The 12,526-nt window shown below is 36.3% G+C and carries 9 protein-coding genes; 2 read left to right on the top strand and 7 right to left on the bottom strand.

Annotated features, from left to right (window positions below; translation table 11 throughout):
* Window positions 1-5: 5 nt before the first annotated feature.
* Window positions 6-653: an HAD family hydrolase gene (locus ACNH59_RS11540; RefSeq protein WP_418262692.1), complete on the top strand. Its 648-nt coding sequence runs from the start codon at window positions 6-8 to the stop codon at window positions 651-653.
* 146 nt (window positions 654-799) lie between these two features.
* On the opposite strand, the gene ACNH59_RS11535 is transcribed toward ACNH59_RS11540, so the two are convergent.
* The 3 genes from ACNH59_RS11535 to ACNH59_RS11525 all read right to left on the bottom strand — a co-directional run bounded on the left by ACNH59_RS11535 (window position 800) and on the right by ACNH59_RS11525 (window position 5,595).
* Window positions 800-2,818, bottom strand: coding sequence for a cytochrome c biogenesis protein CcdA (locus tag ACNH59_RS11535; protein WP_418262691.1), 2,019 nt, complete (start codon window positions 2,816-2,818; stop codon window positions 800-802).
* Window positions 2,818-4,128, bottom strand: a complete 1,311-nt coding sequence (tilS, locus tag ACNH59_RS11530) for a tRNA lysidine(34) synthetase TilS (protein WP_418262690.1) — start codon at window positions 4,126-4,128, stop codon at window positions 2,818-2,820. The genes ACNH59_RS11535 and tilS overlap by 1 nt, the downstream gene beginning before the upstream one ends.
* A gap of 180 nt (window positions 4,129-4,308) precedes the next feature.
* On the bottom strand, window positions 4,309-5,595 hold the full coding sequence (locus tag ACNH59_RS11525) for an anthranilate synthase component I family protein (protein ID WP_418262689.1): 1,287 nt from the start codon (window positions 5,593-5,595) through the stop codon (window positions 4,309-4,311).
* 210 nt (window positions 5,596-5,805) lie between these two features.
* On the opposite strand from ACNH59_RS11525, the gene ACNH59_RS11520 reads away from it, so the two are divergent.
* Entirely contained in the window at window positions 5,806-6,195 is a 390-nt protein-coding gene (locus tag ACNH59_RS11520; RefSeq protein WP_418262688.1) for a DoxX family membrane protein, read from the top strand.
* A gap of 73 nt (window positions 6,196-6,268) precedes the next feature.
* Here the strand turns inward: ACNH59_RS11520 and lpdA are convergent, their stop codons facing one another.
* The 4 genes from lpdA to ACNH59_RS11500 form a co-directional block, all read right to left on the bottom strand.
* Complete coding sequence (gene lpdA, locus ACNH59_RS11515) at window positions 6,269-7,672, bottom strand: dihydrolipoyl dehydrogenase (protein ID WP_418262687.1); 1,404 nt, start codon at window positions 7,670-7,672, stop codon at window positions 6,269-6,271.
* A gap of 272 nt (window positions 7,673-7,944) precedes the next feature.
* Window positions 7,945-8,556 carry an alpha-ketoglutarate-dependent dioxygenase AlkB family protein gene (locus ACNH59_RS11510; protein ID WP_418262686.1) on the bottom strand — a complete coding sequence of 204 codons (612 nt, stop codon included), beginning with the start codon at window positions 8,554-8,556 and terminating at the stop codon, window positions 7,945-7,947.
* 101 nt (window positions 8,557-8,657) lie between these two features.
* A complete protein-coding gene (locus ACNH59_RS11505) occupies window positions 8,658-11,573 on the bottom strand; it encodes an FAD-binding and (Fe-S)-binding domain-containing protein (protein WP_418262685.1) in 2,916 nt (971 codons plus the stop codon).
* A gap of 175 nt (window positions 11,574-11,748) precedes the next feature.
* Window positions 11,749-12,465 (bottom strand): hypothetical protein, encoded by a 717-nt coding sequence (locus ACNH59_RS11500; RefSeq protein WP_418262684.1) that lies wholly within the window; start codon window positions 12,463-12,465, stop codon window positions 11,749-11,751.
* Window positions 12,466-12,526: the final 61 nt, after the last annotated feature.

Here is a 12,526-nt window from a genome sequence, read left to right as displayed (position 1 = left end):
AAGGAATGAACTACAAAGCAGTTATTTTTGACTTAGACGGAACCTTAGTCAATTCATTGGTAGATATAGGTGAAGCCACTAACAAAGTATTAGCAAATAACAACTATCCGATTCATAATTATGAGGCCTATAATTTTTTTGTAGGCAGTGGATTGAGAACAACCGTAGCGAGAGCGTTACCCGAACATGCCAAAAGCGAGGCAGAAATTGACCGTTGCTATCAAGAAATGATGATCGTTTACAGTCGTGATTGTACCCTTTCTACAAAACCCTATGACGGAATTATCGCAATGCTTGACCAATTGAAAAATAAAGGGGTTAAACTAGCTGTACTTTCTAACAAATCAGATGTATTGACCAAGAAAATAACGGCTACTATTTTTCCTGACTATTTTGAAATTATTCAAGGATTAAGTACCGAAGAATTAAAGAAACCCAACCCAACTGTAGCTTTACAAATGGCTACAGAACTAGGTTTCAAACCCGAAGAGGTTATTTATGTTGGCGATAGTGGCATCGATATGGAAACAGCCATCAATGCTGGCTTTTATGCTTTAGGAGTACTTTGGGGATTCAGACCTAAAGAAGAACTCATAGCAACGGGAGCACAATCGCTTATTGATCATCCTTCAGAACTGTTAGCATTTTTATAGACACAATTCCAACTAAGCAACTCTAAAAGAGCTATTTAACTCTGTTCTTAGAAAATACTAATACTCATTAATAAAATTATTTTTTTATCACGTATCACAATATACTATCCTAAAAAAGTTAAAAGTTATGGATTTAAAAATAAACCTTAAAACTTGGAAATCCCTTCTTTTAACCAATTTTCATAAGATGAAATTCCCACATAACTAATGGTTGGCTGTGCTGTATTCAAACTACTCCCTTCCAAATCAGTCAAAACATACAAAGGCTGTGTATTGGTTTTGTAGCGTGAAATCATAAAGTCAGTCCACTTATCACCAATGGTTTCAATTTCAGCACCAGTTGTTTCAGATACTGTTTGTTCGTTTTCTGGTAGGGTTCTTTTGTCATCTACATAAAGTGAAATCAACACGACTTCATTTTTTAAAATAGCTAATACGTTAGGATCAGACCAAACATTATTTTCCATCTTTCTACAATTCACGCAAGCATAGCCTGTAAAATCTAAGAGAATGGGTTTGTTTACTGTTTTGGCGTACGCCAATCCTTTGTCATAATCTTCAAAAATGGTCAAGCCATGAACACCTATTTTAGCCCCCTCAGGTAAGTTCTCGGTTGACATCGTTCTTGTTCCTCCCACTCCAAAAGGACTTTCACTATATTCCATCGGTGGCGGAAAAGCACTAATCAATTTTAGTGGTGCTCCCCATAGTCCTGGAACCATATAAACTGTAAACGTTAACACCAACAAGCCCATCAATAATCTTCCTACCGAGATATGTGTTATCGGACTATCGTGAGGTAAACTTATTTTTCCAAACAAATACAATGCTAAGGCTCCAAAAATCGCAATCCAAATCGCTAAAAACACTTCCCTTTCTAACCAATGAAGTTGTAATACAAGATCCGCATTGGATAAAAACTTGAATGCCAACGCTAACTCTAAGAAACCTAAAAACACCTTTACACTATTCAACCAACCTCCAGATTTTGGTAACGATTGCAACCATCCTGGAAATAAAGCGAAAAACATAAAGGGCAAGGCTAGTGCCAATGAAAAACCAAACATTCCAATTACGGGTGCAATTCCTCCTTTCGAAGCCGCTTCCACTAATAAGGTTCCTACTATTGGTCCAGTGCATGAAAAAGATACAATCGCTAAGGCCAAAGCCATAAATAAAATTCCGATTACGCCTCCTCTATCTGCTTTTGCATCGACTTTATTAGCCCATGAATTAGGCAAAACAATTTCAAAGGCTCCTAAAAAAGAAACCGCAAAAATGACTAAAAGAGCAAAGAATATTAGATTAAACCAAACATTGGTAGACAAAGCATTTAAAGCCCCTGCACCAAATATAGAAGTGACTATTAACCCTAAAATAACATAAATCACTATAATTGAAATTCCATAAAAAATTGCGTTTCGGATTCCAGCTGCTCTGGTTTTACTTTGTTTCGTAAAAAAACTTACCGTCATGGGAATCAACGGAAAAACACAAGGCGTCAACAAGGCTGCAAAACCTGATAAAAAAGCAATGATAAAAATAGTCCACAAGCCTTTTGGAGCTTCATTTGGGTTGACAGGAGTAGTTTCATTCACCACATCTGAATTGTTTACTTCTAGACTACTTGCCACTCCTAAACTAGGTGTTAACGAATCTGTTTCAATTGTATCTGCTTTTGGTTTCTCAACTACTGGAATTACAGTTTCATTAGCCGTAACAGGAATGACAAAGCTAAATTTCTTTTCTTGATTGATGCAAACCTCTTTGCATACTTGGTAATTCAACTCCGCTTCCACTTTGGCCAGTTTTGGATTTACCAATTTAATTTCCTGCTGAATCTGCGCTTTCCCTTCAAAAAAAGTCTCGTTTACTTCAAAAATATCATTGTAGGCTGTCCTAGTCTTACTTTCTTTGGCTTTACCAATGAGCGTGTAATTTCCCTTTTGATTTTTAAAAACAACTTCCAAAGGCAATGGTCCTCCATCAGGAGTAAATTGCGAATAGAGGTGCCAACCCTTTTCAATTACAGCATTAAAAGTTAAAACATAAGTGTTATCAGATTTTTTTTCGATAGAAGTCGACCATTTTGCTGGATCTAAAATTTGTGCGTCTAGCTTGGCGAAAGCCAAAAAAACAATTAGTAAAAAGTATAATTTCTTCATTATCGTAATTGAATATTTAATATATTTTCTGTTCCTGTTTGTACTTTAAAACGTTCGTCTGCTCTTCTCCCCACTATCCATACAATCTTTTCGCCTGACCATAGCACCCATGTGTTTTCCTTTTCCAATAAAGACATTTTTTCGTCTTTAAAAAACTTGCTAAGTTTTTTGGTTTTCCCTCCCATCCCTTGTGGTTGAAAAACATCCCCTTCCTTCCATTTTTGCAAAACCAAAGGATATTGTAATTGATCTTCGTCCACAAATATACTGGTATTAGAAGGATTGCTAACCGCATTCACTTTTTGTAAAGACAGTTTTAAGGGAAGATTAACGTCTTGTTCACCTTGATTGATTAGATATTGTGCACTCTCTTCTTTAGAAAAAATCGGACTCAATATCAATTGTTCTCGATCTTTCAGTAAACGAAAATGAGACGACAAAATTTGTTTTCCTGACATACCATCAACCAAATCATAAATATCCCCCCAAGAACTAAAGCCAAAATCCTTCAACCATTGGTACAAATACGATCTGTAATTGGGTAATTTTAAAAGTTGTAGCAAATCAATATAAAAAACTTCATCATCTTGACTTACCACTTGCTGATACACCATTATAGAAGCATCTTCCACCATAACGGATGCATCTTGAAGATAGGATTGTGTTTTTTGAAAAGTTTCCATAAACTGAGGATTCAGTTCTTTGAATAAAGGAACTAAGTCGTGACGAATTTTATTTCGCAAGTATTTATCCGAGGCATTACTACTGTCTTCTCTCCATTCAATCGCGTTTTTCTGAGCGTAATCTAAAATTTCTTGACGGGTATAAGTAAGCAAGGGGCGCACCAAATTTCCGTTATGTTCCGGAATTCCCGTTAAGCCTTCCAATCCTGTCCCGCGACTGAGGTTTATCAAAAACGTTTCTAAATTATCATCAGCATGATGTGCCGTTAAGATATAATCATAAGCTTCCGTTTCTAATAATTCGTAAAACCAATTATAGCGCAATTCTCTCGCTGCTACTTGAGTTGAAAGTTTAAAATCTTTGGCAAATGCAGTTGTGTCAAATTGTGTGATAAAAATAGGTACTGCATTCTTTTCAGCGTATTCTTGAATAAATTTTTGATCGTCAAAACTTTCCAATCCACGCAACTGAAAATTACAATGCGCTATGGCAATTGGGTAATTTGATTTTTGAAACAAATCCAACATCACCATACTGTCCAAGCCACCGCTTGTAGCTAACAATAGTTTCTTGTTTTCCAAAAACGGAAATTTAGTAGACAGTTGCTTTTTAAAATGTTCTAACATCTTGAATTATTTTACTACAAATTACAAAAATTCACACAAATATTGATTTTGAATCAAACCTCAATTATCTTCCGGAATATCATCACTCTGTCAGAAAACTTTAGAAGTCGAAGCGCAATTTAGAATATCAATTTCTCTATTAGACGTCTTCGGCAGGCTCAGACTGACAATAATATTAGATTACTCCAAAACCTGACGCATAGCCTTAGCTTTAAGCAAGCATTCCTCATATTCATTTTCTGGTATTGACTGAGCGGTAATTGCGCTCCCAACCGAAAAGGAAACGTATTCATTTTCTTGATTGTATAAAATACTACGGATAACCACATTGAAATCAAAATCACCCTCAGGGGTAAAATAACCTACGGCTCCGCTGTATAAACCACGTTTGGTTTCTTCCAATTCTTCAATGATTTTCATAGCCGAAATTTTAGGCGCTCCTGTCATACTTCCCATTGGAAAACTAAACCTAATGACATCAGCTACAGAAAATTTACCATCCAGTCTTGAAGTAATTGTGGAAATCATTTGATGAACCTGCAAAAAGCTTTTTATTTCGCACAAGGCCGCCACTTGAACCGAACCCCGTTGTGCGGTATGGGACAAATCATTTCTTACCAAATCGGTAATCATGATATTCTCTGCTCGTTCTTTTGGGTTGTTTTCTAAATCAATTTTCGATTTTTCATCTGCTACTGCATCTTCATAGCGCTTGGCTGTACCTTTTATTGGTTGTGAAATTATCACTTCTCCATCCTTTTTCAAATAGCGTTCTGGCGAAGCGGACATCAAAAATTGTTTGTGATTTTTGAAGAAAACAGAAAAAGGGGGTTCTGATATTTGATTTAATTTACAATAAGTTTCCAGAGGATTGATTTGAACCCTTTCAGCGTAAAACTCCATGCAAAAGTTAGCTTCATAGATATCTCCATGATGAATATGTTTCAATAAAATGGCTGCTTTTTGTAAATAATCAGCTTTGGAAATTCGTTGCTGAATAGCCAAAGTAGATTGATCTTCATTAGATCGAACTGTCGTATTTATAATTTCTTGAAAATCGGATTCCAATTCATCATCACAAAAATGCACATACTGAATCTCAACACTTTTACCCTTTATCAAAAAAAGTTTCTTGGGCTGGAAGAAAAATAAATCTGGAAATTCGAGACCGTCAAAATTATCCGACTGCAAATCTTCGGAATCATTTTTCAGATCATACGACAAATACCCAAATAGCCAATCTCTGGTGGTTTGTTGGTATTGTTTCAAATCTTCAAAAGCGTTGTGATAATCAGTTTTAATAGAAGTAAACGCATCGACAGCAAGCATACAATCGTACGAAGAATACTCTTGGGGGTAATCATTACTGTCTAAAAAAGTGATTTCTCGATACTGTTGCGACCAAGTCAAAAGTTGTTTTTTAAACATTTTTGGGTCGTCAATCGGTTTATTTACTATTAATCTCAATTGATTTATGCTTTAAAACTCAAAATTACAATAAAAAATCACCTTATAATCAGTCAAATTAAGAAAATTCCATTCATTTTTTTGTAAATTTACAATAAGATACTGGCTTTAATACGATTATACTTTAAAACCAATTCTTATATTTATGCTTGATTAATGCCGATAGGAAATTTTGCGAACTATATATTGTAACCCATAAACCTTTATATTATGAAAATTGCTACCCTTATCATTCGAACGATGCTTGGGCTTTTGTTCCTTTATACCTCCATTAGTTATTTTTTTCATTTGAATCCTGAACCAGTTTCTACAGGCGAATTTAAAGCCTTTCAGGTTGGACTGATTGCCTCTACTTATTTGATTCCACTTGCTAAAATAACCGAATTACTATGTGGAATAGCCTTTGTTTCTGGAAAGTATGTAACATTAGCTAATTTGGTGATACTTCCTGTTTCTCTTAATATATTATTAATTAACTATTTTTTGACTCCAGAAAATCTTCCTCTTGGGATTTTTGCATTTGCAGGAAATATTTTTTTAATTGTCTCTCACTGGAAAAACTACAAGGGTCTATTTATCATGAATGAACCGAAAATCTAACAATTATCCCTATAAAACAAAACCCTGTCCATTGCTGAACAGGGTTTCATATTTTTGAATGAAAACCGTTTAATTAAACGTGGATTGCTCTATTTTCAGTAGCTGCTAATGCTGCTTCTTTGATTGCTTCTGAGAATGTTGGGTGTGCATGAGACATTCTTGAAATATCTTCTGCTGACGCTTTGTATTCCATTGCTACTACGGCTTCTGCAATTAAATCTGCTGTTCTAGCTCCAATCATATGAACTCCAAGAACTTCATCAGTTTTTGCATCTGCAAGGATTTTTACAAAACCATCTAAGTCAGCACTTGCTCTTGCACGTCCTAAAGCTTTGAATGGGAAACTTCCTGATTTGTATGCTACTCCAGCCGCTTTTAATTGCTCTTCTGTTTGCCCAACAGCAGCAACCTCTGGCCAAGTATAAACAACACCTGGAATCAAGTTGTAATCAATATGTGGTTTTTGTCCAGCTAAGATCTCAGCAACCATAGTTCCTTCTTCCTCTGCTTTGTGTGCCAACATTGCGCCACGAACAACATCACCAATAGCATAAATATTAGAAGCTGAAGTTTGCAAATGATCGTTTACTTCAATTTGACCTCTTTCAGATACTTTTACTCCTGCATTTTCAGCATTCAATCCATCTGTATAAGGACGACGACCTACTGATACTAAAGCATAGTCTCCTTCAAGGGTAATCACCTCACCTTTAGCGCTTTCTGCTTTTACAGTCACCGCATCACCTGCTCTTTCAACAGATTGTACTTTGTGAGAAGTATAGAATTTCATTCCTTGTTTTTTCAACACTTTTGTCAATTCTTTAGACAAAGAACTGTCCATTCCTGGAATAATTCGGTCCATGAATTCTACTACAGAAACTTGCGCTCCTAAACGCAAATACACCTGACCTAATTCGATTCCGATCACTCCACCACCAATGATTACGAGGTGTTTTGGCACTTCTTTCAAAGCCAAAGCTTCAGTCGAAGTAATGATTCTTTCTTTATCGATTTTGATAAATGGTAAAGAAGAAGGTTTAGAACCTGTAGCAATAATCGTGTTTTTAGCCTCAATAGTTTCGGAAGTACCATCTGCTTTTGCGATAGCTATATGAGTCGCATCAACAAAAGAACCTAAACCATTGAAAACTGTAATATTATTTTTATCCATCAAATAGTTGATACCACCAGAAGTTTGATCAACTACTGCTTGTTTACGAGCAATCATTTTCTCTAGGTTCACTTTTACCTCTCCCGAAAGTTCGATTCCGTGATCTTCAAAATGCTTGATTTCAGCATAATGATGCGAAGAAGACAACAATGCTTTAGATGGAATACATCCCACATTCAAACAAGTACCTCCTAAAGTAGAATATTTTTCGATAATGGCTGTTTTAAACCCTAATTGTGCACAACGAATAGCTGATACATATCCGCCTGGTCCTGAACCAATGATGACAACGTCAAATGAACTCATAGTATATTTTTTATGTGTGTATTATTTTTTTTTTGCGATTACAAAATTAAGGAATTAAGTTTTGTTTAAACTTCAAAGTTTGAGGTTTTTTGTTAAGAATTTGCGCCTAAAGTTATTTAAACACCAAGTGCGCAAAGAAGATACCAAGTGCACAAATATTTTGTAAAAATGCAAATACTAAAAGTAACCGCTAAGACTGAAAACTAAATACTGGTAAGGAAGAATACCTTCCAAAACTGATTGCTAAAAAACTGCGACTGAACTCTTTTTTTTTAGAGAACAATTGTCCGAAAAGTCAAGTTCACCCTAGGAAGCAATACTTTTTTAGTAGGAGGCAATCGATGCAACCAATGTGTTTGGGTTTCGTCTTTCATCACTAGCAGACTTCCGTTTTCAAGAATAACTGAAACGGTTTCTTTTGTCTTTTTGTGTTTGAAAGTAAATTTTCGAGTAGCTCCAAAACTCAACGAAGCAATCGCACCATTCTTTTTCAAGTCTTTCTCAGCATCACTATGCCAAGCCATGCCTTCTTCACCAGAATGGTATAAATTGAGCAAACAAGAATTGAAGGTTTCTCCTGTTTTTTCTTCCACTCGAGCTTTTATAGCCAGTAGTTCAGCTGTCCATGGCAAGGCTTTTTTGGTTCTATTAGAATAGGTGTATTCAAAAGCACTATCACCATACCACGCTACTTTACGTTTGGTCACAATCAGTTTTCCCATGATAATGGCCTCATCATGCTTCCAATCGATTTCGTTTAACAACAATTCTAAATAGTGATTGGCTTCCCGTTGCGAAAACAAAAAACCGTAGTAATTGACGGTTCCGTCTTTGGGTAACAAATTGTGAGTGGGGTCGATATCTGGTGTGAATAAGTCGAGCATGAGGTTTTACCGCAAAGGCGCTAAGTCGCAAATAATTTTAAATATTTCTCTAATTTCTTTAATCTGTGTTCCCTTTTTCATGTGCAAAATTACTATCAATTTTACCTCAAACAACTTCTTAAAATACTCACTGGATGCTGTGCTTTCCTGCTCGTTCCATCAAAAATCTGGTGTCGACAACTGGTTCCTGCAGCGGCGATATCGGTAGATTCAGCTGTGGAGCGGATTTTTGGAAATAAAGTATCTTCCCCCATTTGCATACTGATGTCGTAATGTTCTTTTTCGTATCCAAAAGACCCTGCCATTCCACAACAACCAGAATTATAAATGGTTACCGTATTGTTTTCAGGAAGATTCAGCATAGCAAAAGTGGCTTCAATACTACTCAAAGCTTTTTGATGACAGTGACCGTGGATTTTGATTTCTTTTACCTCATCAGAAAATTGACTAGCTGTAATTTTCCCCTTAGCGATTTCATTTTTGAAAAACTCTTCGATGGTAAACACATTTTTAGCGAGTTTTTCGGCTTTAGGTTTGTCTACTGCCAAACGGATGTATTCGTCTCTAAAAGACAAAATAGCCGATGGTTCGATTCCGATTAATGGTGCTTTATCAGTAATTACCTCAGCAAATATTTCAATATTGATATTGGCAATCTCTTTGGCTTCTTCAAGGAAACCTTTGGATAAATAGGCTCTTCCGCTTTCTTCGTGGTTTAAAATTACGACTTCGTACCCTAGAGTCGTCAACAACTCAAAGGCATCAATTCCTACTGAAACATCATAATAATTGGTGAATTCGTCGCAAAACAAATACACTTTATTATCAATTAAAGTATCTTGAATAATAGATTCCGACTTAGAACGGTACCATTCTTTGAAAGTCATTTTGGCTAAATGAGGCACTTCACGTTTAGGAGCCACACCCATCATTCTTTTAACTACTGACAGATTAGAAACCCAATTGGTAAAGGATGGAAAACCACTACCTAGGTGATTCAATTTGGCATTATTAGCAAAAATTCGGGAGCGCAACGAAAAACCGTTGGTTTTTTGGTATTGGTATAAAAACTCGGCTTTTAGCGAAGCAATATCTACATTACTCGGGCATTCACTAGCGCAAGCTTTACAGCTCACACACAAATCAAATACTTGGTACAATTCCTCATGATTAAACTTGTTGGGTTTATCAGAATTGGTCAAATAATCACGTAAGGCGTTGGCTCGAGCACGAGTGGTGTCTTTTTCGTTTCGGGTGGCTCGGTAACTTGGGCAAAGCGTCCCTCCAGCCGATGGTAACTTACGGCAATCACCAGAGCCGTTGCATTTTTCTGCAGCACGCAACACTCCTAAACTATCAGAGAAATCCTGAATCGTTTGAATTTCTGGCTCTACTCTTCCCGGTTCAAAACGAAGATTTTCATCCATCTTTAAAGCATTGACTATTTTTCCCATATTCAAAACCGAATGGGGGTCGAAAGCCAATTTGACACGTTTAAGTAATTCGTAGTTTTTTTCGCCAATCATAAAGGGCAAAAATTCGCCACGTACGATTCCGTCACCATGTTCCCCACTTAGAGAACCTTTATATTTCTTGACCAAATGTGCTACTTCGGTAGCGATATTTCTAAATTGGAAGACGCCTTCTTTGGTTTTTAAATTCAAAACGGGGCGCAAGTGAATCTCCCCTGCTCCAGCGTGAGCATAATAAATCGCACTTTGTCCGTGACGTTCCATCATGGCTGAAAAATCGGCAATATAATTAGGTAAATCACTTAGTTCTACTGCGGTATCTTCAATTGAATCGGCTGCTTTGTCATCACCTACAATACTTCCTAAAAGTCCCAAACCTGCTTTGCGAAGTTCGTTAATTTTGTCAATATCGCTACCGTAAATTTTAGGCAAGGCATAACCAAAGTTGTTTTTCACCAAGTCGGCAACCAAAGCATCTGCTTGCTTTTCAGCATCTTCCATACTTTCATATGAACCTACTTCAAACATCATGACCGCTTTGGAGTCACCCACAATAAAAAAACGATTTTTGGCCTGTTCTCTATTGGTTTTGGTACAATCCAAAATAGTATCATCCATCATTTCACAAGTGTACAAATGATGTTTCATAGCAACTACAACGGCTTCTAAACTTTCTTGAATACTATGAAAATGCGCTACCACCATGACATTATTTGTGGGAGGTAAATCATCTACTTTTAAGGTCACTTCGGTGGTAAAAGCCAAAGTCCCCTCGCTTCCGCAAAGCAATTTCCCCACATTAATTGTCGGTTCCGTGCCACCAAACAAATCTGATTTTAATAAAACATCAACGGCATAACCTGTATTTCTTCGGTGAATTTCAGGTTTTGGAAATTCTTTTTTGATTTCGTCTTGTGTAGCTTGAACAGATAGTTCTTCGTATAACTTTCTATAAATTTGATTTTCTAAAGTATCACCTTTTGTTTTTTCGATAAACTCGGCTGAAGTAATTTCTTCAAAAACGGCTTGGGAACCATCACTCAAAACGGCTTTGATTTCGACAATTTTATCGCGAGTTACTCCGTAACGAATCGAGGTAGTTCCTGAGGAATTATTCCCCACCATTCCACCAATCATACAACGATTTGATGTTGACGTATTAGGACCAAAAAACAAACCATGTGGTTTTAAAAACAAATTCAGTTCGTCCCTAATCACACCGGGTTGCACCGTTACGGTTTTATTTTCTTTATCAAATGCAACAATTTTGGTGAAATGTTTGGAAACATCCACTACGATTCCGTTTCCTACGGTTTGCCCTGCTAAGGAAGTTCCTGCAGTTCTAGGCGTAATCGACAATTGATTTTCTTTGGCAAAAATGATGATTTTCACGATGTCCTCAACTGTTTTGGGCAAAGCCACCGCTTCGGGTGTTAACTTGTATGCCGAAGCATCTGTGGAATATAAAATTTTATGAAGTTCGTCTTGTAGAAGTGTTCCTTCTAACTTTTTGGACAAAGAATCAAATTTAGATTGCAAAGACATGAAAATTGTGTTTAATGAGAAAAGCAAATATAACGATAATCACCCTTTTTACGGCATCTTAAACAAAAGAATCAAAGTGTTGTGTATCAAAACACATCAATTAATGTAATCGATTGAATTTTAAATCAATAAAAAAGGAGATTGCTAAAACAATCTCCTTTTGATCTTATATAAATTATAATTTAGTAAAAATTGTTGGATCAAAGTCCGATTTCACCTCTACATTTTTAGGACCACCTCCATCTTTACTTCTGTTAAAGGAAAGTAGAATGCTCCCCATTTTTTGATAATTATCCCATGGTTTTAAAAATTTAGGCTCGGCATCATCATAACTCTTATAATAAGCCCATTGCTTGATTAAATGTTCTTTTTGATCTACATACACCCAATATTTATTTTCAGGTGTAACGCCTACGGCATTAAAAGTTAACTGCAACACATCAGCCGTGTTTCCATTAGTCAACTTTTCTGTTTTGACATAGGTCAAAGTCACACCTGGATCTTGTAGTTTCCAAGGCATCACCAACCAATACGAATCATTGATCCACCATTTTTTAGCTTGTTCTAATAACCTATTTGTCTTAGTAGCATCTGCGACCAAAGTTCCATTTTCAAAAGCCTTCCCTTTTAGTGTATTTACATTCACCAAAATCACTTGATTTGCTTCTGGATTTTCAACCCGTACATCTCCCGTCCATTTGTTCCAAAAAAGTTTTCGCTTTCCAAAATCCCATTGAATAAATTTAGTATTATTATAATTGGTCATTCCTCCCATAGCATCTTGCGTTTCTTTGACTATGGTGTTTACATCTACTTCTGCTTGTGCACAACTGGTAAGGGTACTGAAAAAGATAAAAAACGACGCAAAAGCGAAAGTGGTCACTCGGTTCATAAATTTTGATTTTAATTAGATAGAAACAAAAATACACTCTTTTATATTCAATTGTAAGCAT

The organism is Flavobacterium faecale (assembly GCF_048320115.1).
Taxonomy (GTDB): domain Bacteria; phylum Bacteroidota; class Bacteroidia; order Flavobacteriales; family Flavobacteriaceae; genus Flavobacterium; species Flavobacterium faecale_A.
The sequence above is the reverse complement of the archived record's forward strand: the minus strand, read 5'-3'. Positions and strand labels throughout refer to the sequence as shown.

What these genes read in the sequence shown, in the direction of transcription:
- ACNH59_RS11540 (WP_418262692.1), top strand. Translation starts at nt 6, where the DNA reads ATGAACTACAAAGCAGTTATTTTTGACTTAGACGGAACCTTAGTCAAT.
- ACNH59_RS11535 (WP_418262691.1), bottom strand. Translation starts at nt 2,818, where the DNA reads ATGAAGAAATTATACTTTTTACTAATTGTTTTTTTGGCTTTCGCCAAG.
- tilS (WP_418262690.1), bottom strand. Translation starts at nt 4,128, where the DNA reads ATGTTAGAACATTTTAAAAAGCAACTGTCTACTAAATTTCCGTTTTTG.
- ACNH59_RS11520 (WP_418262688.1), top strand. Translation starts at nt 5,806, where the DNA reads ATGAAAATTGCTACCCTTATCATTCGAACGATGCTTGGGCTTTTGTTC.
- lpdA (WP_418262687.1), bottom strand. Translation starts at nt 7,672, where the DNA reads ATGAGTTCATTTGACGTTGTCATCATTGGTTCAGGACCAGGCGGATAT.
- ACNH59_RS11510 (WP_418262686.1), bottom strand. Translation starts at nt 8,556, where the DNA reads ATGCTCGACTTATTCACACCAGATATCGACCCCACTCACAATTTGTTA.
- ACNH59_RS11505 (WP_418262685.1), bottom strand. Translation starts at nt 11,573, where the DNA reads ATGTCTTTGCAATCTAAATTTGATTCTTTGTCCAAAAAGTTAGAAGGA.
- ACNH59_RS11500 (WP_418262684.1), bottom strand. Translation starts at nt 12,465, where the DNA reads ATGAACCGAGTGACCACTTTCGCTTTTGCGTCGTTTTTTATCTTTTTC.